The organism is Amycolatopsis halotolerans (assembly GCF_042647905.1).
GTDB classification, from domain to species: Bacteria; Actinomycetota; Actinomycetes; order Mycobacteriales; family Pseudonocardiaceae; genus Amycolatopsis; species Amycolatopsis halotolerans.
This window is the reverse complement of sequence record NZ_JBHRWI010000070.1, coordinates 208,523-230,270: the sequence shown is the minus strand read 5'-3', so window position 1 is coordinate 230,270 and position 21,748 is coordinate 208,523. Positions and strand designations below refer to the sequence as shown.

31 protein-coding genes and 1 pseudogene are annotated in these 21,748 nt (G+C 65.4%); 4 read left to right on the top strand and 28 right to left on the bottom strand.

What is annotated here, in order from left to right:
• Positions 1-250 precede the first annotated feature (250 nt).
• Positions 251-745 (top strand): murein hydrolase activator EnvC family protein, encoded by a 495-nt coding sequence (locus ACFORO_RS42750; RefSeq protein WP_377870203.1) that lies wholly within the window; start codon positions 251-253, stop codon positions 743-745.
• Between the two features lie 58 nt (positions 746-803).
• Here the strand turns inward: ACFORO_RS42750 and ACFORO_RS42745 are convergent, their stop codons facing one another.
• The 6 genes and pseudogenes from ACFORO_RS42745 to ACFORO_RS42720 form a co-directional block, all read right to left on the bottom strand.
• Positions 804-1,787 (bottom strand): FliA/WhiG family RNA polymerase sigma factor, encoded by a 984-nt coding sequence (locus ACFORO_RS42745; RefSeq protein ID WP_354737571.1) that lies wholly within the window; start codon positions 1,785-1,787, stop codon positions 804-806.
• Complete coding sequence (locus ACFORO_RS42740; RefSeq protein ID WP_377870204.1) at positions 1,762-2,781, bottom strand: tyrosine recombinase XerC; 1,020 nt, start codon at positions 2,779-2,781, stop codon at positions 1,762-1,764. The genes ACFORO_RS42745 and ACFORO_RS42740 overlap by 26 nt, the downstream gene beginning before the upstream one ends.
• A gap of 51 nt (positions 2,782-2,832) precedes the next feature.
• On the bottom strand, positions 2,833-4,002 hold the full coding sequence (dprA, locus tag ACFORO_RS42735) for a DNA-processing protein DprA (protein WP_377870205.1): 1,170 nt from the start codon (positions 4,000-4,002) through the stop codon (positions 2,833-2,835).
• On the bottom strand, positions 3,999-4,214 hold the full coding sequence (locus ACFORO_RS42730) for a hypothetical protein (protein ID WP_354737577.1): 216 nt from the start codon (positions 4,212-4,214) through the stop codon (positions 3,999-4,001). Before ACFORO_RS42730 ends, dprA begins: the two co-directional genes overlap by 4 nt.
• 527 nt (positions 4,215-4,741) lie before the next feature.
• A pseudogene (locus ACFORO_RS42725) lies at positions 4,742-5,344 on the bottom strand (ATP-binding protein); the annotation flags it as partial.
• An 86-nt stretch (positions 5,345-5,430) separates the two neighbouring features.
• Entirely contained in the window at positions 5,431-6,450 is a 1,020-nt protein-coding gene (locus tag ACFORO_RS42720) for an XRE family transcriptional regulator (protein WP_377870206.1), read from the bottom strand.
• 693 nt (positions 6,451-7,143) lie between these two features.
• Between ACFORO_RS42720 and ACFORO_RS42715 the strand changes: the two genes are divergently transcribed.
• From ACFORO_RS42715 to ACFORO_RS42705, 3 genes are all read left to right on the top strand, one after another.
• Positions 7,144-7,383 (top strand): hypothetical protein, encoded by a 240-nt coding sequence (locus ACFORO_RS42715; RefSeq protein WP_377870207.1) that lies wholly within the window; start codon positions 7,144-7,146, stop codon positions 7,381-7,383.
• Between the two features lie 124 nt (positions 7,384-7,507).
• Positions 7,508-7,852, top strand: coding sequence for a DddA-like double-stranded DNA deaminase toxin (locus tag ACFORO_RS42710; RefSeq protein WP_377896762.1), 345 nt, complete (start codon positions 7,508-7,510; stop codon positions 7,850-7,852).
• A complete protein-coding gene (locus ACFORO_RS42705; protein WP_377870208.1) occupies positions 7,849-8,268 on the top strand; it encodes a hypothetical protein in 420 nt (139 codons plus the stop codon). Before ACFORO_RS42710 ends, ACFORO_RS42705 begins: the two co-directional genes overlap by 4 nt.
• A 62-nt stretch (positions 8,269-8,330) precedes the next feature.
• Here ACFORO_RS42705 and ACFORO_RS42700 read toward each other — a convergent pair whose 3' ends face one another.
• The 22 genes from ACFORO_RS42700 to ACFORO_RS42600 form a co-directional block, all read right to left on the bottom strand.
• Positions 8,331-8,561: a hypothetical protein gene (locus ACFORO_RS42700; protein ID WP_377896761.1), complete on the bottom strand. Its 231-nt coding sequence runs from the start codon at positions 8,559-8,561 to the stop codon at positions 8,331-8,333.
• A gap of 74 nt (positions 8,562-8,635) precedes the next feature.
• The gene (locus ACFORO_RS42695) at positions 8,636-8,875 is read right to left on the bottom strand and encodes a hypothetical protein (protein ID WP_377870209.1); all 240 of its coding nucleotides are present in this window, start codon (positions 8,873-8,875) and stop codon (positions 8,636-8,638) included.
• Positions 8,876-8,956: 81 nt separating this feature from the next.
• Positions 8,957-9,535: a DUF6378 domain-containing protein gene (locus ACFORO_RS42690; protein WP_377870210.1), complete on the bottom strand. Its 579-nt coding sequence runs from the start codon at positions 9,533-9,535 to the stop codon at positions 8,957-8,959.
• Between the two features lie 436 nt (positions 9,536-9,971).
• Positions 9,972-10,160, bottom strand: a complete 189-nt coding sequence (locus tag ACFORO_RS42685; RefSeq protein ID WP_377870211.1) for a hypothetical protein — start codon at positions 10,158-10,160, stop codon at positions 9,972-9,974.
• Positions 10,161-10,465: 305 nt separating this feature from the next.
• Positions 10,466-10,975 carry a DNA cytosine methyltransferase gene (locus ACFORO_RS42680; RefSeq protein ID WP_377870212.1) on the bottom strand — a complete coding sequence of 170 codons (510 nt, stop codon included), beginning with the start codon at positions 10,973-10,975 and terminating at the stop codon, positions 10,466-10,468.
• On the bottom strand, positions 10,972-11,334 hold the full coding sequence (locus ACFORO_RS42675; RefSeq protein ID WP_377870213.1) for a hypothetical protein: 363 nt from the start codon (positions 11,332-11,334) through the stop codon (positions 10,972-10,974). Before ACFORO_RS42675 ends, ACFORO_RS42680 begins: the two co-directional genes overlap by 4 nt.
• 15 nt (positions 11,335-11,349) lie before the next feature.
• A complete protein-coding gene (locus ACFORO_RS42670) occupies positions 11,350-13,407 on the bottom strand; it encodes a DNA polymerase (protein ID WP_377870215.1) in 2,058 nt (685 codons plus the stop codon).
• Positions 13,408-13,422: 15 nt separating this feature from the next.
• The gene (locus ACFORO_RS42665; protein ID WP_377870216.1) at positions 13,423-13,665 is read right to left on the bottom strand and encodes a hypothetical protein; all 243 of its coding nucleotides are present in this window, start codon (positions 13,663-13,665) and stop codon (positions 13,423-13,425) included.
• A complete protein-coding gene (locus tag ACFORO_RS42660; RefSeq protein ID WP_377870217.1) occupies positions 13,662-13,841 on the bottom strand; it encodes a hypothetical protein in 180 nt (59 codons plus the stop codon). Before ACFORO_RS42660 ends, ACFORO_RS42665 begins: the two co-directional genes overlap by 4 nt.
• A 96-nt stretch (positions 13,842-13,937) precedes the next feature.
• Complete coding sequence (locus ACFORO_RS42655) at positions 13,938-14,369, bottom strand: hypothetical protein (RefSeq protein WP_377870218.1); 432 nt, start codon at positions 14,367-14,369, stop codon at positions 13,938-13,940.
• Positions 14,370-14,555 (bottom strand): hypothetical protein, encoded by a 186-nt coding sequence (locus tag ACFORO_RS46690; RefSeq protein WP_446681596.1) that lies wholly within the window; start codon positions 14,553-14,555, stop codon positions 14,370-14,372.
• 23 nt (positions 14,556-14,578) lie between these two features.
• Positions 14,579-14,917 carry a hypothetical protein gene (locus ACFORO_RS42650; RefSeq protein ID WP_377870219.1) on the bottom strand — a complete coding sequence of 113 codons (339 nt, stop codon included), beginning with the start codon at positions 14,915-14,917 and terminating at the stop codon, positions 14,579-14,581.
• Positions 14,914-15,525 carry a hypothetical protein gene (locus tag ACFORO_RS42645; RefSeq protein WP_377870220.1) on the bottom strand — a complete coding sequence of 204 codons (612 nt, stop codon included), beginning with the start codon at positions 15,523-15,525 and terminating at the stop codon, positions 14,914-14,916. The genes ACFORO_RS42650 and ACFORO_RS42645 overlap by 4 nt, the downstream gene beginning before the upstream one ends.
• A gap of 28 nt (positions 15,526-15,553) precedes the next feature.
• Positions 15,554-16,327: a hypothetical protein gene (locus ACFORO_RS42640; RefSeq protein WP_377870221.1), complete on the bottom strand. Its 774-nt coding sequence runs from the start codon at positions 16,325-16,327 to the stop codon at positions 15,554-15,556.
• A 12-nt stretch (positions 16,328-16,339) separates the two neighbouring features.
• A complete protein-coding gene (locus tag ACFORO_RS42635) occupies positions 16,340-17,995 on the bottom strand; it encodes an AAA family ATPase (protein ID WP_377870222.1) in 1,656 nt (551 codons plus the stop codon).
• Positions 17,996-18,006: 11 nt separating this feature from the next.
• On the bottom strand, positions 18,007-18,402 hold the full coding sequence (locus ACFORO_RS42630) for a hypothetical protein (protein WP_377870223.1): 396 nt from the start codon (positions 18,400-18,402) through the stop codon (positions 18,007-18,009).
• Between the two features lie 12 nt (positions 18,403-18,414).
• Complete coding sequence (locus ACFORO_RS42625; protein WP_377870224.1) at positions 18,415-18,591, bottom strand: hypothetical protein; 177 nt, start codon at positions 18,589-18,591, stop codon at positions 18,415-18,417.
• 10 nt (positions 18,592-18,601) lie between these two features.
• Positions 18,602-19,042 (bottom strand): endonuclease VII domain-containing protein, encoded by a 441-nt coding sequence (locus ACFORO_RS42620; protein ID WP_377870225.1) that lies wholly within the window; start codon positions 19,040-19,042, stop codon positions 18,602-18,604.
• Positions 19,023-19,382, bottom strand: coding sequence for a hypothetical protein (locus ACFORO_RS42615; RefSeq protein WP_377870226.1), 360 nt, complete (start codon positions 19,380-19,382; stop codon positions 19,023-19,025). Before ACFORO_RS42615 ends, ACFORO_RS42620 begins: the two co-directional genes overlap by 20 nt.
• A gap of 15 nt (positions 19,383-19,397) precedes the next feature.
• Positions 19,398-20,306 carry a hypothetical protein gene (locus ACFORO_RS42610; RefSeq protein WP_377870227.1) on the bottom strand — a complete coding sequence of 303 codons (909 nt, stop codon included), beginning with the start codon at positions 20,304-20,306 and terminating at the stop codon, positions 19,398-19,400.
• 81 nt (positions 20,307-20,387) lie between these two features.
• A complete protein-coding gene (locus ACFORO_RS42605; RefSeq protein WP_377870228.1) occupies positions 20,388-20,603 on the bottom strand; it encodes a hypothetical protein in 216 nt (71 codons plus the stop codon).
• Between the two features lie 109 nt (positions 20,604-20,712).
• Positions 20,713-21,498: a RecB family exonuclease gene (locus ACFORO_RS42600; RefSeq protein ID WP_377870229.1), complete on the bottom strand. Its 786-nt coding sequence runs from the start codon at positions 21,496-21,498 to the stop codon at positions 20,713-20,715.
• Between the last annotated feature and the right edge of the window lie 250 nt (positions 21,499-21,748).

Sequence of the window (21,748 nt, the reverse complement as noted above, 5' to 3'; positions counted from 1 at the left end):
AATCCGCCGTGCCTGGACACGCGCGAAGTCCGCCGCAGGCGCAATCACCCGCTACGCCGTGTTCGCCTCCCGAAGACTCCTCCGCCCACCCCGAACCCCAGCGACCCTCCTGCCAAGGATCTCCCTGCCGTGCGATTTCAGCTGGGGCCGCTCACCGCTACGCCTGGCCGGGGCAGTGGGTGATCTCCCGCTGATTGGCCTGCGCAGCCACCGAAACACCACCCGTACGTGGCTAATCCTGGCGACAGTCTTGACCCTGTCCGCAGCCTCAGCAGCCCTGCTCGACAACCAAGCCGACGCCCAGCCCACCCCAGAACAACCCGGCCGCCTCGCCTGGCCCCTGACGCCCCGCCCCCACGTAACCCGCAACTTCGAACCACCCGCGACCCCATTCGGCCCAGGCCACCGCGGTGTCGACCTGGAAGCCGCCGCCGGACAACAGGTCCTGGCGGCAGACATGGGCGTCGTGATCTTCGCCGGTCAAGTAGCAGGCCAGGGAGTAGTCGCCCTAGACCACGACGGCGGCCTGCACACGACCTATCTCCCCATCGCCCCGGCAGTCGCCCCCGGAGACCAGATCTACCGAGGCCAGCCATTAGGAACAGCCACGCCGGGCCATCCCGGCTGCCCGACCGCCGCCTGCCTCCACTGGGGCGCCCGCCGCGGCACGGAATACATCGACCCGCTCGCCTTGGTCGGCGACCCGAGCCGAGTCCGCCTCAAACCCTGGGCAGAAGGTCCGTGACACCGCGCCCGATCCCGTCCGGCCAGGCCGTCGCCGCCCGGCCGGTCCTCGGCAGGGGTCAGCCGGGCGGTTGCTCCATCAGCTTGGCGCGCAGCCGCATCACCGCGCGGGTGTGGAGCTGGCTCACGCGGGACTCCGTGACGCCCAGGACCTTGCCGATTTCGGCCAGGGTCAGGCTTTCGAAGTAGTAGAGGCTGACCACGATCTTGTCCCGGTCGGTGAGCTGCGCGATGGCTTCCGCCAGCTGGCGGCGGTTGTCCTGGTCCACCAGGACGGCCACCGGGTCCACCGCGCCGTCGTCGGGGAGGGTGTCGACCAGCGAGCCGGCGTCTTTGCCCGCGGCGACGAGATCTTCCAGGGCCACCACGCTGGTCAGGCGGAGCTGGCCGTAGAAGTCGCGCAGGTCGTCGAGACTGATGCCCATCTCGCCGGCGAGTTCGGCGTCGGTCGGGGTTCGGTGCAGGCGGGCGCCGAGGCGTTCCAGCGCGCGGGCCGTTTCCTTTGCCTTGCTGCGCACCGCGCGCGGGACCCAGTCCTGGGAGCGCAGGTCGTCCAGGATGGCGCCGCGGATGCGTTGCATCGCGTACGTCTCGAAGCGCAGGCCGCGTTCCGGGTCGAACTTCTCGATCGCGTCGACCAATCCGAATATTCCAGACTGCACGAGGTCGCCGACATCCACGTGTGTCGGCAGTCCGGTGCCGACCCTGCCCGCGACGTACTTCACCAGCGGCGCGTAGTGCAGCACCAGCCGGTCGCGCGACGTCTGGTCCGGTTTGTCGGCGAACTGCTGCCACAGCGCCTGGATCCCCGCGTCGACGTCCTGACCAGGACGACCGTCCCCAGTGACGGCGTCCTGCACGCCGGGGCGTTCCGCCCCGGCTTCCGTGACCTGCGACGTGGAAGTCATCGCACGGTCGTTCTCGGCGTGCTGCTCAGTGTGGTCTCCGTGCTCGTGCGGATGCGCGTGCGCCGGCGGTTCGGCCCTGCCGTCCCCGGCCGAGCCACCGCCGGCCTCTTCAGGCCCGCGGGTGTGCTCGGTCATGGATCGCCTTCAGCCGATCGACGGTCACATGAGTGTAGAGCTGGGTCGTGGCCAGCGTAGCGTGACCAAGCAGTTCCTGAACGCTCCTGAGATCGGCACCTCCTTCGAGCAGATGCGTCGCGGCGGAATGCCTTAGCCCGTGCGGCCCCATGTCCGTTGCGCCCGGCACCGCGGCCACCGCCTCGTGCACCACCCGGCGCGCCGCGCGCGGGTCCAGGCGCTTGCCGCGCACGCCCAGGAAAAGCGCCGGGCCCGGCGTTTCCCCAGCCAGCGCAGGCCGTCCGTCCTCCAGCCACGCGGTCAGCGCCTCGGCCGCCGGGACGCCGAACGGAACTGTCCGCTCCTTGTCTCCCTTGCCCACCACCGAAACCACGCGGCGGGAAAAGTCCACGCTGCCGATGTCCAGACCGCACAGCTCCGACACCCGAATGCCGGTTGCGTACAGCAATTCGACCAACGCGCGGTCACGCAGAGCGACCGGATCCCGTTCGGCTGCCCCTTTCGCGGAGGCGTCCATGAGCGCGTCAGCCTGTTCGGCGCGAAGCACGCCGGGCAAGGTCCGGTGCGCGCGCGGCGCGGCCAGCCGACCGCCCGGGTCCGACTTCAGCAAACCGGTGCGGTGCGCCCAAGCGGTGAACGTGCGCGCGGCCGCGGCGCGGCGCGCGAGGGTGGTGCGCCCAGCGCCGTCCGAGCGCTGCCCCGCGAGCCACGCGCGCAGCTGCGTGACGTCCAAGTCCTCAAAGCTCCGCGCGGGACGGTCACCCTCCCCCACGGTCACGAACGCCAACAGCGAAACGACGTCGCCGACGTACGCGCGCACGGTGTGCGGCGACAGCCCGCGCTCCAGCGACAGATGCCGTTCGTAACCGGCCACCACCGACTCGGCTGACTCCGGCAATTCGGCGCGAAGAGCACGAAGATCGGGTCGTGGCGGGCGTTTCCGGTGTCCACCGGGACGCGGGACCGCGTCCTTGCGTGCACTCGCTGAGGGCATGGCGATTACGCTGCGCGAACCATCGCCATTGGTCAAGCATCGCCACGCCCATCATCGGTTGGCCGTTCGAACGATCTGCCGCCAGCCGGTGTCGCCGCGCATCGCGAAGCCGTCGATTTCCAGTGCCGGCAACAAGGCGCGAACTCGGGAAACCGGCACTCCAGCACTTTCCGCGACCTCCTCCGGAGCCCGGCCGGCTCGCGGGAGCAGCGCGTCGTAAACCCGCGACGCCTCCGGGCCGAGACTGTCGGTGGGCCGTCGGCTGGACTCAGCCGCAGGAGCCGCGGTACCGAACCGCCCCACGGTTTCGAGCACCTCGTCGACCGAGGTGACCAACGTGGCCTTGCAGTCCCGGATCAACGCATGGCAACCCGCTGAACTGCCCGAATGCACTGATCCCGGCAGCGCCATCACGACCTTGCCGAGCGCGCCCGCGATGGTGGCGGTGTTGCGTGCGCCGCTGCGGATTCCGGCTTCCACAACGACTGTGCCGTCGGTGAGACCTGCGATAAGGCGGTTACGCACCAGAAATCGATGGCGTGCGGGCGGAGTCTTCGGTGCGTACTCGCTGACCAGCGCGCCGCCGTCGGCGATGCGGTTCAACAGGTCGACGTTCCCCGCGGGATAGGAATAGTCGACTGCGCATCCGAGCAGCGCGACCGTGACCCCGCCACCGCTGAGCGCGCCGCGATGAGCGGCGGCGTCGATGCCCAGGGCCGCACCGGAGAAGACCGGTACTTGGCGAGTTGCCAACGCGTGGCCGATCTCGAGCGCGTTGTGCTCGCCGTAGTCCGTGGCCATCCGAGCGCCGACGACCGCCACCGCGCGGTCGGCGGCTTCGGCCAGGTTCGCGGTGCCGCGGACCCACAACCCGAGCGGCGCGGCGACGTGCTTCACGCCGTTGCCGGTCGCTACGGCCAGCGAGAGCAGCGGCCACGCTGGCCATTCGTAGTCTTCGGGAATCACGAGCCGGGCACCGGCTTTGGCGGCCGCCTCGAGATCTTGTTCCGCGATCGTGGATTCCCGCCGCGCTGCCGTTTCGCGGAGAACCCGCTCGGGACAGTCTCCGGCCTGGACCCGCTCGGCTGCCACGATCGGGCCGTGTTCGCCGACGAACTCCAGCAGGTGCGGTGCCGGTGGTTCGACGACGCCCAGCAGATACGCGCGGGCGAGCCGTTCGGAATCGGTCGCCGCGGTCTGGTCCTCGACGGCGACGCTCACGCCGCACCTCTTCGGCAACCGGGGTTCTCGGAGCGGACGACGGCGAGATGCCGGTGCAGCGCCAACCGTTCCCGAACCCGGACGGGGTCGTGTTCGGGGCGGATCTCCCCGCGCCGGACGGGATGCAGATGCCGGACGATCTTGTGCTGCGGCGTTTTCGGCCTGCGGTGCCGGGTGCGCGGGGTGGCGGACGGGATGGCTCGGCTGGACATGGGTGGTTCCTTTCGGTGAAGGTTCGGACGGGCGGGTTTGCCTGTCCGGGCGGGACATCTGGGCCGGGGGTTGGGTGAGCGGCGGACTGGTTGCGGGCTACCGGCGCGCTCCGGGCGAGCGGCTTTCGACCGGGAGCGGGACGGCGCATCGGCCCTGGGGAGCCCGGACCGCTCGACGCTGGCATGACGAACGGGGCACCGACCTGAGCTGGAACTCGTCGAACGGGCTCGAGCGACGGAACACCAGTCCGGTGAAGGACAGTTCGCCGTGGCCCCGGTGAGCGGAAGGCAGCCAGAGCCGGGCCGTTCACGAGGTCGGGGCCCGGCACCGGTGCCATTCGCTGTGGTCCTAGCGAACTGACGACTGCCGTGGCGAGGAATCCCTTCGGGTTCAGGTGAGCAGGCGGCAGCCAGAGCCGGGCCGTTCACGAGGTCGGGGCCCGGCACCGGTGCCATTCGCTGTGGTCCTAGCGAACTGACGACTGCCGTGGCGAGGAATCCCTTCGGGTTCGGGTGAGCAGCCGGGGTTAGCCGGTTTTGCGTTCTCGGAAGTCAAGGGCTGCGGTGACGTGGTCGGTGTCCGGCTCGGGCAGGGCGGCCAGGTCGGCCAGGGTCCAGGCGATGCGCAGGCATCGGTCGGCTCCTCTCGCGGTCAGGAGGCCTCGGTCGAGGGCTCGGTCCAGGACCGCGGTCGCCGGTGGAGGCAGGGCGAAATCTCGGCGCAGGACTGGGCCGGGCACCTCCGTGTTGGATTGCCATCCGTGTTCGTGCCAGCGGTGTTTGGCGCGGTCTCGGGCGGCCAGGACTCGGGTTCGGACGGCCGATGTCGGTTCGGGGGCGGTTGATTGGTGGGCGGAGATCGCCGTTAGGGGGCGCAGGCGGACGCGGAGGTCTACCCGGTCCAGGAGGGGGCCCGACAACCGCGACAGGTAGCGGCGGCGGGTGGTTACTGAACAGGTGCAGTCGGTTTCCCGGGGCGGGGCGCAGGGGCATGGGTTCGTGGCCAGGACCAGCTGGAACTGGGCTGGATAGCGGACGACGCCTTTGGCGCGGGCGATGCGGACTTCGCCTTCTTCCATGACGGTGCGGAGCGAGTCGAGGCGTTGGTTGCCGAATTCGCAGGCCTCGTCCCGCGAGCCCAATTCACACCGTACTCCGTGGCTCTACCTGTGGGCAGGCGGGCCGGTGACACGCCGTCTGACCAGGGGGCTTTTTGCTAAGAGTCAAGCTCCGCAAGCTTGAGACGCCGTCCGGCCCACTCCGCCGTACGCCACGCGGGCGGCATCTCGGCGATAGCCTCCCGCGCGGTTCGCGCGGCCTCTTGCTTCTCCCCGAGCGCCGCGAGCACAAAGGCGCGCTGACCGAGGAAGAACGACGGGATGTACCAGTACCCGGCCGTGGGCAGTTCCTCCGGATCGATCGGAAGACCCTCGGTCAGCCGCTCGGCGTCCGCGAGCACCCGACGGGACTCCGCGCTTTGGCCATCTCTGGCGAGCACCTCCGCCCGCTGAAACTTCGTGTACGTCCGCAACCCGACGTTGACTCGGGTGTCCCGTCCCGCGGCCTCGTTGAGCGCTTCCGCGCTCTGGAGGTTGTCCCGTCGGAGGTTGCGGTAGGCGGAGAACGACAGCGCCGTAGACAGACGGTCCGGGTCTCCTGCTTCCAGCGCCAACGTGGCCGCCCGGTCGAGGTGCTGCCTGGATTGGCTCCACCGATCGAGCGGGATACTCAGCCATCCGAGGTACTGTTCCAACTCGGAGAGCAATCCAACGGCTTCCGCCCTCACCTGTCCGCGCGCGTTCTGCGCCAAACGGTCGACCATCGATCGCTGTGCGTGCACTGTCGGTAAGACGTCTGCGGCCCCCGTTGCGTCCTCCAGTCGGCGCACGCCTGCCAGAACACCCGCGATAGCCCGGAGCGCATCGGCGTCGGTGGCGACTTTGCCGGACAAGGCGGCTACTACGCGCTCCCGCTCCCCGTGGGACGTGAACCCGAGTTCGCTTTCTCCGGCGTCCAACACGGAACACAGCGCGGCCCGGACGATAGCCGAGGGACGCTGAACGGCCCCCCGCTCAAGCTTCCCCAGATGGTTAGCGTCGAACGGCGCGGGCTTCCCGAGGTCGAGCGCGATCCGCTCGGCGACCAGTCCGGCCAGTTCCTCACGACTCATGGGCATACCGGGGTGAATCTGGGAGGGTTTAGCCTCGCGGGCGAGCCGTAGCGCGTCGTTGGCCATACGGCCATCCTAAATCTTCCCCCGTCTTCCCGCGCCCCTTCCCTACACACAGCGTCGTGCAATCACGACGCTAGGGACATGGCACCCGTTAACCACCCCGGCTCAGAGGAAACCTTCTCCCATCCTCTGAGCCTTCCCGCCCGGTTGGCGGTGGCCTGCGGGGACGAGGGCTGGCGCTGGTTTAACCCAATCGCGCCCGCTGGCTCTCGTCCCCGCCCCAGCGAACGAGGGGGACGAGTGAGCCGCGCAAATGAACCATTGACACTACGAGTATCCGGCGCGCTCCATGTCCGCGCAGCCCTCAGGAACAACACAGTACCGTCCATTGTCTTCGATGACGGGAACGGACAATTCATATTCTATGCGGGTCCGCGATACCAAGATGCCGAGATGGCAAAGGGGTTTGCTATCTCGCTCATCGGAGCCGCGGTGGCCTTCATCGGAATGTGCGACTACCGCATTTCGATAGCCTCCAAAGGGGGGCAGCAATGGCCGAAGCACGAGGCGGAATGACGGAGAAGAAAGAGACCTTCAATCTCGATGATCTCCGGAAACTCCGAGAGGCTCGCAGTAATTGTTCACGGTGGCACAAGAGCATGTGCCCGCCCGGGTGCCCTTGCCCAATCAAACGCGGCACTATAACGCTAACTAAACAACCAGGGGGCAACAATGTCACTCCATGAAGAAACAATCGTGGCCATTGGCAACGCCATAGCCAAGTGCAATGACTTCCAGGCCGTCATGATGAACGCTGCCAATATCGCTGAAGAGATTAAGCAAATGATAGGCAACGCGCTCGCAAACACCGAACTGCATCAGAGCACCATTCAGTCTATGGAACAGATGCAGGCAAGCGTGACGACCACCGCACAGACGGGATCGGAATTCAGCGGGGTTCTCCAGAGCATACAGGAGCGCCTTCAAAGCATTTAGCGGCGGCCCGTCTGTCCCGCAACCGTCCATCAGGAAAAACCGACACGGGGACGAATACCCAGAAGAGTCCGACTACGCGGACTCTCTCCCGAAGCGCGTCTTAAAGGGACAGGGGAATTCCCAGATGACCGGGTACGCAGTTGTCGACGGAATGCCCTTCGGTCGAATCACAGCCACACAAAACGACACGTGGACGGACACGGCCAAAGAAAGACTCAACGAGGTAGGGGCTCCGCCCGGCCTGGCGAACCACGTGGAAGTTAAAACCGCGATGATGGCCATTCAGACGGGCGCAACAGACGCCGAAGTGACAATTAACCACGCTCCATGCGGCTCGGAGGCGGGCGAGACTGGCGGCTGTCACGCGCACCTGGAAACCATTCTCCCGCCAGGCTGTAGACTCACAGTCTTAGGGACAGACTCCCAGGGCCGACCGTACAAGCGGACGTACGAAGGGAAGCAACGATGATCCTCAATACCCCCGTGGTAGAGGTCGGCAGCCTGCCCGCCGACACGGACCTTGTCAGCGAGCTGCGACGGTTCAACGGCAGGGACCACGACCAGGCGCACGGCTGGATTATCCAGACTGAGGTTATCGGCGATGACGAGGTTACGTTCCCGTCCCTCATCGTCGCCCTACACGGGTCCAAGGCAGCTATCTACTACGTGAACGGCGGAATCCTGCGCGTACCGGCAACCGGTGAGGGCGACGGGCTCCCGTGGGTCCACGTCGGAAAGGAAGCCGCCAAACCGAAGCGCACTCTCCCCGGCTCCGAGGTCCCACCGGAAACCGTCTACCAAGCAATCGGGGAGTTCCTCCGCGAGCCGGAGCCGCCCGCCTCGCTGAAGTGGGTCGCACCCAAGCTGGTCGTAGCACAACCCTGAAACGCAAAAAAAGCCCCCTCCAGGCAGCCCGCGAAGGGCCACCCGGAGGGGGCTTTGTTGTCTCAGTACCCACGTACGGCCGCGATAGCTACGGCCGCCATGTCTTCGTAGAAGTCTCTCGGTTCCTCTACCCCCGAGTGCTCCCGGTCGCGTTCCTGTAGCGCGGTCGCCACCTGGTCGACCTCGCCCGCCGATTGCGGCGGAGTCCACCCGGCATTTATCAACGCGGCGACCATGCGGTCAGCGTCGCCCCGCAGGCCCGGGGGCGTAGCGCCGATGTAGCTACTCGTCATCGCCCGGTGAGCGATCTCGATAGCTTCGGAGCGCTCCCGTTCGTACTGAGCGATTCGCTGGTCGCCCGCGGCCGTCACATGTCCGCCCACGGGCTGACCGGCCGCCGCTGAATCTTGACGTCGTGCCCCTGGTACCAATAGTCGGTCTCGACGTAGCGCTTTCCGCGCTGGGCACCGGACAACGTCGGGTAGACGCCGGTCGACCCTCCGGAGCGGGGCTTGAACTGAACCCACGAACCCGGCGGGTCCTCATTGGTCGCCCGCGTCGTCGGCGACCGGTGCATCACTCGGTACTCGTACGTTTCGGAGTCCATCACATCCACCAATCCAGTAGCAGGAAAAGGAAAACGACCGAGACGGCCGCCGCGACGAACGCGGCGGGTATCCGTTGAACCTCAGTCAACGCGCGCCCACTCGGGCGTGTCCCGGTACGGAACCTCGTGCTCGTCCCAAGTCGAATTGTGTTTGCCGCTCGAAGGCTTCCGCGGGCCGCCTTCGTTGGCGACGAACGTCATCACGCCGTCCGCCAGGCGGTAAAACATGCCGTTCGGCATCCGGAAGTACCGCACCCGCTTGCCGTCATTGCCGAACGTGCCGACCGTGACACCGCCCAGCGTCTTGACCTCCCGGTGCCTGCTCGCCGGTTCCGGTTCCTCCGGCTTCGGGTGCGTCAGCTCGTAAGCCTCGCGTCCGCACGCCGCGTAACCCGCGAGATCAACCCAGCTATCTTCCTTCTCCGGAGACCACGCGAGACGGGAGAGCTTCACTGCCGCGAGGATGATTGCGACGTCGTGAGCCTCGATATCCCGGGTCGCTCCGCGCCCCTCAGTGAAGCAGAACCCGAGGGACGACAGTACATCTGCGGTTCGCTGGAAATCTTGGTGCGGCGGACCGTACTGGTTATTGCGGTCGCCGTTCACCAGAGACTCCGCTTTGCGGAGCAAGCTCTTACGGTGGTTGCTGTTCTCACTCACGCCGCTTTCTCCTCTTCATCTGTTGCCAGGATCGCCAATAGCTGACTAATGGCTAATTCGGCTTGCTGGGGGACGACACCGTTACCGAGTGCTTTTAAGGCAGCGTTACGACTTATCCCAGATATCCCTGTTACGTGGCCGACGGGGATTCCCATCATCCATTCAACCAAGTACGGGCTTAGTACCCGACTTCCCCGAATGCTGACGACCGTGGGCGACGGCGCGGGGGTACCGACTACGCATTCCCAGTGCCGAACCGCCGCGGCGTAGTCTCGCCAGTCCTGCCGTTCCGCGATCGGCTCATACGGAAGAATGGCCACAGCGACGCGGGGCAGCATCGGATCACCTTTGCTGCCCCGCTGGTTTGGGCTCCCCTTGGTTCCGTCCGTTGCCCGAGGCGTCGGGAGCAGACTCCGCACCGTTTCGGCAGTCCCCCTCATGCTGCCTGCTCCGTTTCATCCGCCGACAGGATCGCCAGTAGTTCACGAATGGCTATCTCCGCTTGCTGGGGGACCACGCCGTTCCCCGCTAGCTTCAGTTGCGCGTTAATCGGCAATCCGGAAACAGAGGTAATCCGTCCCGGGATACCCATCAGCCATTCCCCGAAGGCCGGCGAGACCTTCACGCCCCCTCGCGGTCCCCGTGTCGATGGATGCGGAGCGGGCACGCCAAGGCTTTGTTCCCATCGCCGGATGGCGGGCTCGTACTGTTTCCAGTCGGTTGGTTCAGCCTCCACCGGCCATAACCTCGCTACCGCAGTCTGAAGGTTCAGGCCGCCCTCTCGGCCTTTGTGCCACGGCCCGGTTGACATGTTCGCGTGAGGCGACGGCAGTAACAGCAAGTTCGTACACCTCGTCTTCAAGGGTCGGGCCGTGCCCGCCCGCCTTTCTCTTTTCCGGAAGTTGCGGCCCTCCGTTCGCCCCAAGGTTGCTAGTCGGTGTTTTCAGCAACGACGAAGAGACGCTTTCGGAGATGGGGAGCACCGGCTTCGGAAGCGGAAACAACTCCCCACGCGAAGCGATACCCCATTGCGGAAAGATCTGCGGAGACAACGTCGAAGCCTCGCCGGAGGTGTCCGGCGACGTTTTCCAAGACGACGTAACGGGGTCGAAGTACGCCAAGGGCGTCCGAGATCCAGGGCCAGAGGTGACGGGGGTCTTCCGTGCCAAGTCGTTTACCCGCATTCGAGAAGGGCTGACAGGGATAGCCAGCCGTGACGATTCGTACTTTCGGGACCTTGGTCCAATCGACTTCGCGCAGATCGCCAAGGTTCGGCACGTCCGGGTGATGATGGCTCATCACCTTTATGGGCCCGGGGTCTATGTCAGACCACCATTTCAATTTGTCCCCGAACACAGATATGGCGGCCAAGTCGAGGCCGCCATATCCGGTACAGAGGGAGCCGATTCCTTCCGGCTCCGATAGATCCAGCTCGATCACAACACAGCCTTCAGCCGTTCAACCACGGTGCCAACGGCCGCCGCGAATTCCCCGTATGGCACCTGGTCCAGCAGCCCAAGCGCCTCGATTGCCTCCTGGATCGCCGTTGCCCGCGTCTCGTCGGCCGGAGGCAGCGGGGCGGGCGGCTTGTCGTCCAGCGCCGCGGCTGCCTCGCCGAGCGCGAGCGCCAAGCGGTTAGCATCTTCAGCCGTGAGCCCCGCGATAAAGGCGCACTCGCCGTCTGAGACGTCTAGACTTACGTACTTCCGGAAGTCGTACTGAATCGCCTCGACCTCGAACGTATCCGACCCACCAAGCTGGTCCGTGGTCGTGAACTTCTCGTTGTACTTGGTTCCCATTTCTGATGTCCCCTCTCAGTGGATAGCCTCGAACCAGTTGTTCCCGGCGGGCCCGGCGTCCGCTGGAAATTCGATGTACTGCCCGCGCCCGTGGTCCGGCTCGTAACTTGTTTGCATTTTGCGAAGGATGTAGTCCCGGCACTCTTCCCAGTTCTCGCGCGGAATCGAGATCAACACCGCGTCATGAATCTGCGCTTTCACGCGGCGCAGAATGTGCACCGGCAGAGCTAGCAGGAAATCGCAGATGATCTCCCGCGTAGTGGACTGTCCGATAAGCGCGGGCGCTTGGGTGAACTCGCGCCCTTTCTCAACGGCCATGATCCGGCCCCACCCGTTGACGACGTATCCGTGCCGCCGGGCGAACTGCCGGATACGGTCCTGCCAGGCGACGAGTCCCTTAAAGGTGGCGTTCATACCGGCGCAGAACTCTTCCGCCGTTTTCAACGGCAGGCCCGACACCCGCGCCAGAGCCTTCGGTTGACCGCCGTAACCCCACCCGTGACCGAGCGGCTTTGCTTTCTGGCGATAGTCGTGGGTCACCGGGTTGTGCTTGTCGGTGCCGACGATGTTTTTGCCCCATGCGGCCCACGCGTTGATCAGGTGGCCGTCCGCGCCCTCTTCGAAACGCTCGGCGTACTTCTTGTCGCCGCTCTCCGCTGCTAGTGCCCGAGCGTCCGCATTGGACAAGTCGAACTCAAGCAACACGTCGTCTAGCGAGTCCGGCAGGTAATACGCCTTTTCGATTGCGCCCGGCCCGTTGTTGGTCCAGACCGTCAGCCCGGGTTTCGTTGTGGACCAACGGCCGGACCGCTGAAGCATCGTGATATCCGGGTGGACGAATCCGTCCGGGTACATCGAGTCAAGCGCGAGCTGCGCTAGCGACCGCTGCCCCTTCAGCTCCGCGAGCGCGGCACCCAGCTCCGCGGCTGGGGTGCCCTCGGTCAACGCCTTGAGCGTGTCGCCACCGAGGTTGAGCCCGAAGCCGACCGGCAACGGGTTGGCCTCGATCTCCTCGGCCGCCGCCAGGTCCCGGGCAATCCACTTGTCCCGGGCCTCAGCCTGTTTCTTGGTGAGCGGCTTGTAAGTCCGGTCCTCGCGTTGCCTGCCATTCTTGAGCTCGAACCGCCAGGTTCGCACCTTCTCCCGTAGCTTGGCCGCCTTCGCCAGGTTCTCCGCGCGCTTGGCCGCCGCGTTCTCCCACGCGGGCGTCTTCGGCCAATCCGGACGGGACTCCGGAGTAATCCCGTAGTCCGCCAAGGCTTTCAGGATCGCCGCTTTGCCCTCGGTGGTGGACCACGGTGCATCGCCCTCGGTCGGCAGGCCGTACCACTCGACAAGGTTTGCCATGATGACCGCGCGGCGCTCGGCCAGCTCGGCAACGCGCGCCTCCGCGCGTTCCTTGTCCACCCGCAGACCGTTGGCCGAGATGATCGCCTTGCGGCTCTCGATCCGCATTTCCCGCAGCTCGTAAGGGGTTAGCTTCCCGCACTTGAGAAGCGCGCGGCACACGGCCTCCGACGCGTCGACGTCGCCCCGTAGATAGTCCTGGAACCGCGGATCGTCTACCGGGATCTTGCCGAATCCATCGGCGATGCGGTCCGCCTTGCTCAGCGACGGGTCCCCGTACTCGTAGGCGAGCGCCTTGAGGTCGTGGGTTTTCCCTTGTACGCCAAGCTGGAACGCTTGCTCGTCCAGCCCGAACCACGCCAGCATCCGCTCGGGCTTGTCGGCGTACGCCGGTTTCCCGTGCCGATTGGTGTACTGGTACGGGGCCGGATTCCTAAGCGCCGCAAGGGTGAACGTATCGATCACCCGGCCCGCCTCGGCGAACTCCAGCGGCTCGTCGGACTTGGTGCCGAAGATGGCGGGCAAGTCGTAGCTGATGATGTTGTGCCCGATCATCCACCGAGCGGACCGGAGAACGTCGCGCATCTCGTCAAGGTCGGTGGTTAGGTGCACCTCGTCAGCCCCGGCCCACTTGTACCCGCCGATCCGGAAGAACCGTTCGGGGGGCAAGACGTGCAAGAGACTCGCGGAGTGCGTCTCGATGTCGAAAGAGACAGTTCCTTTCACGCCCTGCCCCTTCCCCTAATTGCCGTAGTAGATGCCGCGAACGATGCGGGACACGGTCGCCCGGTTGACGTCGAATGACGCCGCGATGGCCGCCTGCGTAAGGGAAGTCGTCTCCCACAGGCGGCGAATCTCGGCGACCTCGGCGGGCGTCAACCGCTTTCGGTTGGCCGTTTCCCGGTATGCGAGCGTCGCCCGCAACCGTCGGTTCTCGGCGGCAAGGTCAGTGACTCCGCGGACGAGTGCGGCAACGTCGGTCACTTGGCCTCCCCGTAGATCTCGGAGAGCCGGCGCAGCAGGGCGCGGCCCGCGGCCCACGTCAGGTGTGCCCGACTTCCGGACGAGTAGTTGCCGTCCGAGAACCGAAGCGACACCGTGACGGACTTGTCCCCGTCTTGGGTTTCGGTTTCGACGGCGGCCGTTTCGGTGTGCAGCACCGAAAGTTCCTTGTGTGACAAATGGTTTCCCCTCAAGCGATGTCAGGGAGGCCGCTTAGCTACGGCCTCCCCGATCGTTTGTTAAGTTAGAAGACGTCAGAAAGGCGGCTCGTCGTCATCGGCGACCGGGGCCGCCTCGGCAGGCCGCGGCTTGCTCGCTGCCTTCGGCTTGGCGGCCGTCTTCGGCTTGCTCGCAGCGACCGTGCCGCCACCTCGGTTGACCTGAAGGCGGACGTTCTTGTACTTCCGGCCCGCCTTGCTTTCGGACTCGAAGAACTCGACGCGGAACGCGTCACCGCCGATCATGCCCGCCTCTTCGACCCGCTCCAGCAAGATGCCCGCAGCCGGGAAAGTGCCCTTGGTGCCGTCCGGGAGATCGATGTCCACGTAGCAGTAGTCACCGCCGAACTTGGACGGCATCAGCTTGCTACGGCGGACGTAAGTCCCCTCGAACTTCTCGCCGATATTAGTGGAGAGCGTCTCGCGCTCTTCGTACTCGCCGTTACCGCCGACCGTTTCCCACGCCATTTATTTGGTTCCTTTCTTCGGGGGATTGATCCAACTCGCGTCGCACTGTCTGGGGTCCGGGTAGCGGACGGCTACGCACTCGAAGAGGTGCGAGACGCCGCCCGCTTTCTTCACGACCGTCTTGTACCGACGCTGTACACCGTGCTCGCACACCGGCGCTTCTCCCGCCCACGCGGGCGGTTCCACGCTGCCCGGGGGCTGACCGGGCTTTAGGCTTTTGGGTTGGTCTCCGCCGCCTTCACGTACTGTTTCTTGTAGTACGCGTCAATGGCGATGGCCTGTTTCATGAGGGTGGAAATCTTGCCGTCGAAGCTCTCGATTGCGAACAAGCCAGCGAGATAGCCCGCCGTGCCCTCGGCGACAACCCAAGGGGCCTCATAGCCCCCCGTAGCCTTAAAGGTCACCTTGACGTTGCCATTCGGCAGTTCGGCCAACTCGGGCCCTCCCTCTTTCTGATCATCAACCGGCACGTCTCGTGCCGGAGGTTCTTCGCTAGCCGGGCGCGGCTGACCCGGGTTCTTGAACGGGTCCCACTCCCCTTCGCTCACGGCTTGCGCCCTCCTTTCTTCGGGCCGTCGTGGTCGGCCGTCGCCTCACGTCGCGCGGTGTTCATCTCGCGAGTGAGCGCGTCCCGGGCACGCGTCAGCTCGACCCGGTACGCGGCCTCTTCCCCGTGGACGTAATGCCGCACAAGGATTTCCGCGTACCGCGGGTTGGCCTCGCGGAGCCGGGCGAGCCCGGTCACCAGGTCCATCCGTTCCGCGTGAGTCTCGGAGCCCGGGGTGTCCTCGGCGTCCGCGACGTTTTCCTTTCCACCGGACGCGACGAACCAAGAGCCCGCCCGGGAATCCGGATCGAGCACGTTGCCGGCGTTCTCGAGAATCGCCCGGACCTCGTCGGTGCTGTAGTGAAAGTTGCCACGGAAAGCCTCGTAGTCAGCGCGTTCCTGCCGCGCCACCTGGTCGGCGATGCGCCCGAGGACCTTGCGGCGGTCGTCGGCGTCCATCGCAGACACGGTCGCCGTGCGGTCTTTCTCCAGAAGGTGGACCCAGATCTCTTGCTCGACGTCGTCAGCGCCGACGACGCCGTCCCAGCTACGCGCCGCCGACCGCGCGGCGCGCTTGACCTCGTCTACAAGTGCGCCATGTTCCGACACTTTCTATCCCCTCTGATCGTTTGTTAAGTTACGAGACCTGATAAGAAACCCCGTCGACCTGGAAACGGCCGCCGGTGATTTCGATCGTGTCTACCTGAACGGATTTCTTCGCGGCCCGCACAATGGCGAACCCGGATTGCCAGTTGGCGGTAGCGCCCTTGAGGTAATTCGCGCGCTTCATGTCCATGACGTTGCCGACCTCGACCCCGGTGAGGGTCTTCTTGATCTCCCCGGCGTAGCCGTACGACTTGGACACCTTGCCGAGTCGGTGCGTGTGCCCCATGATGACGGAGCGCCCGAACCGTTCGGCCGCCTTGAAGGCGGTCATCCCGGAGACCTGAGTCAGCCGGATTCCGCCGCGGTGCCCGTGCGTCGAGAGCCACCCCGGGGCGATGTCGTGGAATTCGGGTAGCCGGGTGAATTCGTACGCGTCGAAGCTGAGCAGCGTTTCCATGTGGAACGCCTTGGTCCCCGAGAGCGCCGGAGCGTACTTCTCCAGGTAGACCCGAGGGCGCTCATCGTGGTTACCCTCGTGAATCCCGACCGGCCCGGAGTACACCTCTCGGAGCGGCTCGGACCAGTCGCGGGCAACGATCTCCGCGTCCCGGTAGACGCTGCCCTCGAATTCACCGCGGGTGTCCTTGTTCCAGCGCGACGGCTGGGGGAAGTCCGCAAGGTCCCCGATATTCACTACGGCGCTCGGCTGAAAGTCGCCGATAAAGCCGATGAGCGCCCGGAGCGCTTTCCGATTATGATACGGAATCTGTGCGTCCGGGACTACTACGGTAGTCGTGTCTGACATTGCTTGCCTTTCCTAGCGGAACACGCCCCCGACGGCTCGATCGGATACGTAGACCGGAACCCCGTTGGGGCCCGGGACTACGTGCCCCGTCCATTGCCGTCCGTCTTGGCCGTCCTTGTCTTTCAGCAACTCGGCCGTGAATTCGCCGTGCTCTTCGCGCTGGACAAGCATCACGTAGTTACTGGTGCCGTACAGTGCCGCGTGGTTGCCCTCCATCTGGTTGGGCGCGGCCGACTTGCTGTGATGGGTGCCGATGACGAGTGCGCCCGTGTACTGGGCGACGTCGTTCAGCGCGATAAGCGCGCCGTTCGCGCCCGCGTTCTTGTCGAATTCGAGCGACCCCGCGACGTGCTTCACCATGTCCACGGTGACGACGCCGAACCCCTCGGCCTTGACGTACTCGGCGAACTTCTCGACGGATGCCGGGTTGTCGAGCGACAGCCCGCCTTTCTTCCGGACCGTCACGTCCACCCGCGTCCCGTGGTACGCCTGCCAGGCGCGGAACCTCGACGCGACACCGTTTGCCGACTCCGCGGCGAGGTACAGCACCCGCGTACGGTTGAGCTGGTGCCCCATGAAGGCCCCGCCCGTGTCGAGCTGGCAGGCAAGGTCAATGAGAAGCGCCGATTTACCCGCCCGGCTTGGCCCGTACATCATCATGAAGTCCCCGCGCGGGAACATCTCCGGGACAACCCATTGCCGGCCTTCGTCTTGCCCGTCGATCGAGACGACGTCGGCCCCCTCGTCTACCTTTGGTGCCTCGGCCGCCTGGTGCCGCCGGAGCGCCTCGGCCTTGACGCGGAGCCGTTGCAACTCGTCGGCTACGGCCCGCTCGTACGCTCCCTCTCCGTCGTCCGGCTCCCACGGCTCGACTTTCTTCAGCGCTGACCGGATCGAGTTCTCCGCGTCCTTCGGGTCGCCGGTCCCCCGGTCCCTGAACGCGTCTACGAACGCCGCGGCGATCTCGTCGTCATCCTGACCCCGCCCGAGACAGACGGCCGCGTACCGCATCGAAAGCGGCCCCAGCTCATCCCAGCTACCGCCGGGCGGGAGATCCCGGACCCGCTGTAGCAGCTCCCCCGGATCGCTGGGCAGCGATCGGCGGTGGCCGTACGTCTGCTCGCGCTCCCGGAAAAACTCAAGCCACTGTTCCGAGATCACCGGAAGGTCCTCCGGACCGACCCAGTCATCCCCGACGAATCCGTAGACGTTGTCGCCCACGGCGGTCGGGTAGGCGAACAAGATGCCGCCGACGCCACGTACGTCCACCTCGGGAACCGGGATGTCCTTCTTGGTCGGTGCCGGGTGGTCCGGGTGCGCCCGGTACAGCAGGTGCCGCCCGCCGGAAGGCGTCATGGCGACCATGGGCGTCGGGTCGAGCTGGACTCCGGCGGCCCGAAGGTTGTCCATGCCCGATTTCCCGTTGCCCTGGTCGATATCGATCCCGACGACGCCGGACAGTCCGGTATTGATTGCGACGCCGGAGAAACCCTCGAAGTGCTCCCGGATCTCGTCCGGCTCCGTCGGGTACTCCGCGCCCTTGGCCGGGTCCCAAGCGCCCCCCTTGAACGAGGGGCGCTTTTTCCCGTCTACGTAGGACACATTGACCGGGTACACCCGATACCCGAGCGCCGTGTACCTGACTGCGGCCTCAGCGGCCGGGTTCATGGGTGCCCCCTTTACTTGGCGTGCTCGGGCAGGTCGCCGTACTCGACCGGTCGGACGCCGGACGACGGTCGTTCGCACGTCTCCCGGGTGGAAACGGCCGGGGTCCAACGGTCTCGCGCGTAGCTGATTCCGATACGCTCACCGCGGCTGCTGCCGGGCCGGAATCGCCAAATCGTCAGCCGACTGGAGAAGTAATCGAACTGCGGCGCGCGCTTGTTCCCCGCGGAATGGCTGGCCTCGGTCACCTCCTCGACACGCTCGGACCCGTACAAGTCGGTGAACGTCGGGTAGAAATAGGACGGACGCCACCCGGACGCCGGGGCCGAGTACTCGGCCCCGGCGTCCGGGCCTGCCCCGCTGACCACTCGGTACAAGCCGCCGCGCTCGTGCTGAAAATAGCGGTACATCGTTCGTTCCTTTCAGTCGTTGGAAGACGCGGGCAGAAGCACGTAGACCAGGGCCCCGAGACCGACCAGCGGCCAGAAGCCCAGCGAGAGACCGAGAATCGCCACGATGCCCCAGACGCACAGCGTCTTTACCGCGACGTTCAGCACCAACGTGGTACAACCGGCGGAGATAACCTCGACCTTGCTCATTCGCTCCCTCTCACGAAAAAACCCGCCTCGCGGGCGGGTTCTGTAGGTAATCCTGTGCGCGCCATAGCGCGTGTACGTCGTCTCTCAGATGGCCGAGAACGCCTTTGTTGCACGAGCCGCACAGCAAGCCGCGAACGCACTTGCCGCACGAGACCGGGCCGGAGCAGCACGAGTGATCGTGGTCTACCGCAAGGCGTTTCGTCTTCCCGGTCGCCCGCTGGCAGATGGCGCACGCGCCGTCTTGCGCCCGGTACAGCTCTTGGTACTGCTCTTCGGTGATCGAGTACACGCGCTCGATCCGCTGCGCCTGAGCCCGTTCCTTCCGGGCTTTCTTAACCGCCTTGTGGTGGGTGTAGCACCGCGGGCCCGGGTAATCCGCGGGCCGAGTGAGCGGCAAGCCCTCGGCCGCGCAGTCCTTGCACGGCTTGCCGCTACTCCTCGACTGCGGCATTGCGGACGCTTTCCGGCACCTGTTCCGCCGGAACCGCGGCGAAGTTGTCCGGGTCCGTCAGCTCCTCAATCGTGCGCGAGGAGGAGTGCCAAAGCACGGGACGACCGCGCTCGTACAACGATTCCGCCTTTCCGCTTGCCGTCACCCGGAAGTAAATCCGGTAACCCGGGGTGTCCGTGTCGTGGAAGTAGCGGTACTCCGGGGCTGCCTCGGTCGGCTTGTCCAGCGCGGCATCAACGCCCGCGGCGAACGCTCGGAGGCCGAGCACATCGGGCCGAGTAAGCGTGGAATACCGCTCGGGCACCTCGACGCCCCGGTAGGTCAGGTTGTGATCAGTCATCGTTGTTCCCCTATCTCAGTTGGCGTTCAGGATGCGGAAGGGGACGTCACGAGACTGAACCTCGCTGACATGGCGGTCCGGCCAGAACGCCTTCAGCCCCTCCGGGCGGTCGACCGAACTCTTTTCCCAACCGTTCCGATCGCCCCAGACCTCAAGCTTGCCGCCGGAAAACCGGTACCAGGTCCCGAAGCCGTAGAGGCCGCCCGTGACGCGGAAGTACCGCGTGTTCGGACTCGTCGCCTTGGAGGCGTTCCGGATGTGCTCGGGCACGTCGACGGATGCCACCTCGAAAATCTGCGCGGCCGCCCGGAGGGCGTCGACAGTGACCGACGCGGCTCGCCACTGCTTATCCGACAGCGAGTAAAGCTCCGTCGCGCCGTCCGCGGTCCGCCAGTAGTGGTGCTGCCCGCTCGCCCGCGACCGCGACCGGGTACGGAAGTAGTGGTACTTCGGCGCGGGCGGCCCGCTCACCGGGGGCGCGAACGCGAACGGGTTGGATGCTGCGAACAGCGCGGCTCGCTGAATGGGCGTGCGATCGTTGATCAGCCAACCGAAATTGGCGCTCCGCGCCACCGACCGCGCCTCGATCGCAGCATCGACACCGCGCTTGAACCAAGCCGCCTCTTGGGTACCGAGGTTGTTGGTCAGCCCCTCCGGAACCTTGACACCCCGGTACGTCGTCTCGAACTTGTGCGTCATCTTCTCCCCTTCGGTCTTCGCGATCTTCGCGATCTTCGCGAGATTGTCAGCCCAGTGGTTGTAAACTCCGAGGTCACCGTCCCATCGGACCATTACCGATCGCGAGGACCGGTGACCGATAACGGTCCCGGCCTCGCCAGACGACCAGGGTCCTCGGCGTTCCGGGTTCTCTTTGATGAACCGAACACGGTCGCCGACCGCGAAATCGTTGGCCTTGCTGAGCATTCCCTCATTCCTCTCTATCGGGTCGCTCGGCCGCCCACCAAAAAGCGAACGCGAGCACAAAGAAAACCGCGAATACGGGTGTCATCGCGGGTATCGATCGCCGGACCGGTACGCGTCGTAGTCCTGGCGGGAGACGCACACGCTCCCCGTGTCCTCGCCGCTCACGAGGTCGAGCCGCCAACACTCCGGGTCGGCGTACTCCACCGGGTACGAAAACGTGCATGACGCCTTGGTGTCGTACGCCATGCACTGAGACACGTAGTAGCTCGATTCGGGTTCGTACGCCTTGCCGGTCACGGTTCCCGAGGTGATCGAGCTACACCCGGCAAGCAAAAGGGCCCCTACGGCGAGGGGCCCCACAATGATTCGTCTCTCCACTTACCAACCTATCTGATCGTTTGTTAAGTTAGCGGGCAAAAAAAGGGCACGCGTTCGCCACTGGGCATCTTTGACAATGGTCCCCAATAACCGGGTCGAACCGCTCCGCGGTGATGTCCTCGTGCAACCGGCCGAACTCGTCGGTTACGCGTTCCTTGGTCCAGTCGGTCACGTCGAACGTCCGCACCGGGCGGGCAAACTTAGCCAGCCAATACGAGCCCTGATCGGACTTCAGGCCCCATTGTTCCTCAAGGGCGACTTTGTACGTCCCGAGCTGAAACGTATCCTTCGGCGGCTGACCGGTCTTGATGTCCCGCGCCTCACCGTTAACCACCTGGTCGATATAGCCGATGATGGACACGCCGTCTAGCTCGATATCGAACCGAAGTTCGATGGCGGGCGTGCCGTCCGGGGTAATCCAGATAGCCTCGTCTTTCCCTTTGCCCGTGTAGTACTCGATGTACTTGGCGACCTGCTCCAGGCCGATGCCGAACCGGCGTTCGATGTCCGCCGCTCCGCCGTACGGACCCGAGCTGAACCAATACTCAAGGTTCGGCGTCTCCTCCATGTCCTCGGCCAGCGTCGCCGCGTACACCCGGGCGAACTCGGCTTGCGCGTCGGCGACACTGGCCGTCCGAACCGACCGCTCCCAGAACTCAGCCGCCGCGTGGACGGCCGTCCCGTGAGCCAACCACGCGGCCGGACGCTGCCACGCCCGCACCTTTCGCTGTAGGTACCATTGTTGCGGGCACTGCCGGTATTGCTTGTGCTGACTGACCGAATACCTAGGCCGCTTTACACTCGCTTCCGTCATAGTTCCTCACCTCCTCGTCTACACCGCGACTGGTGCGGCACCTGTGCCCCACACCGCTTCCCGGGCAAGCCTGGAAACTTCGGTAGACCGTGGTCACAGCTCGATTGAAAAGGAAACTCTCGTCTTCCCGCTCGCCCACCAGGACAAGGCTCGTGCACGAGTTTTCAAGTATCTTGGCTACCGGAGCGAAAAGAGGGTCGCCCTCTTCGCACAGAATGGAACGATCCACGATAAGCAACCAAACTCCGTC

Bases quoted from the DNA above. Each gene is read 5' to 3' on its own strand.
- ACFORO_RS42700 (WP_377896761.1), bottom strand. From the start codon at position 8,561: ATGACGAGTAGCTACATCGGCGCTACGCCCCCGGGCCTGCGGGGCGAC.
- ACFORO_RS42600 (WP_377870229.1), bottom strand. From the start codon at position 21,498: ATGACGGAAGCGAGTGTAAAGCGGCCTAGGTATTCGGTCAGTCAGCAC.
- ACFORO_RS42740 (WP_377870204.1), bottom strand. From the start codon at position 2,781: ATGCCCTCAGCGAGTGCACGCAAGGACGCGGTCCCGCGTCCCGGTGGA.
- ACFORO_RS42610 (WP_377870227.1), bottom strand. From the start codon at position 20,306: ATGCTCAGCAAGGCCAACGATTTCGCGGTCGGCGACCGTGTTCGGTTC.
- ACFORO_RS42710 (WP_377896762.1), top strand. From the start codon at position 7,508: ATGACCGGGTACGCAGTTGTCGACGGAATGCCCTTCGGTCGAATCACA.
- ACFORO_RS42745 (WP_354737571.1), bottom strand. From the start codon at position 1,787: ATGACCGAGCACACCCGCGGGCCTGAAGAGGCCGGCGGTGGCTCGGCC.
- ACFORO_RS42695 (WP_377870209.1), bottom strand. From the start codon at position 8,875: ATGGACTCCGAAACGTACGAGTACCGAGTGATGCACCGGTCGCCGACG.
- ACFORO_RS42655 (WP_377870218.1), bottom strand. From the start codon at position 14,369: ATGGCGTGGGAAACGGTCGGCGGTAACGGCGAGTACGAAGAGCGCGAG.
- ACFORO_RS42675 (WP_377870213.1), bottom strand. From the start codon at position 11,334: ATGGGAACCAAGTACAACGAGAAGTTCACGACCACGGACCAGCTTGGT.
- ACFORO_RS42635 (WP_377870222.1), bottom strand. From the start codon at position 17,995: ATGAACCCGGCCGCTGAGGCCGCAGTCAGGTACACGGCGCTCGGGTAT.
- ACFORO_RS42720 (WP_377870206.1), bottom strand. From the start codon at position 6,450: ATGGCCAACGACGCGCTACGGCTCGCCCGCGAGGCTAAACCCTCCCAG.
- ACFORO_RS42625 (WP_377870224.1), bottom strand. From the start codon at position 18,591: ATGAGCAAGGTCGAGGTTATCTCCGCCGGTTGTACCACGTTGGTGCTG.
- ACFORO_RS42705 (WP_377870208.1), top strand. From the start codon at position 7,849: ATGATCCTCAATACCCCCGTGGTAGAGGTCGGCAGCCTGCCCGCCGAC.
- ACFORO_RS42730 (WP_354737577.1), bottom strand. From the start codon at position 4,214: ATGTCCAGCCGAGCCATCCCGTCCGCCACCCCGCGCACCCGGCACCGC.
- ACFORO_RS42620 (WP_377870225.1), bottom strand. From the start codon at position 19,042: ATGCCGCAGTCGAGGAGTAGCGGCAAGCCGTGCAAGGACTGCGCGGCC.
- ACFORO_RS42615 (WP_377870226.1), bottom strand. From the start codon at position 19,382: ATGACTGATCACAACCTGACCTACCGGGGCGTCGAGGTGCCCGAGCGG.
- ACFORO_RS42640 (WP_377870221.1), bottom strand. From the start codon at position 16,327: ATGTCAGACACGACTACCGTAGTAGTCCCGGACGCACAGATTCCGTAT.
- ACFORO_RS42630 (WP_377870223.1), bottom strand. From the start codon at position 18,402: ATGTACCGCTATTTTCAGCACGAGCGCGGCGGCTTGTACCGAGTGGTC.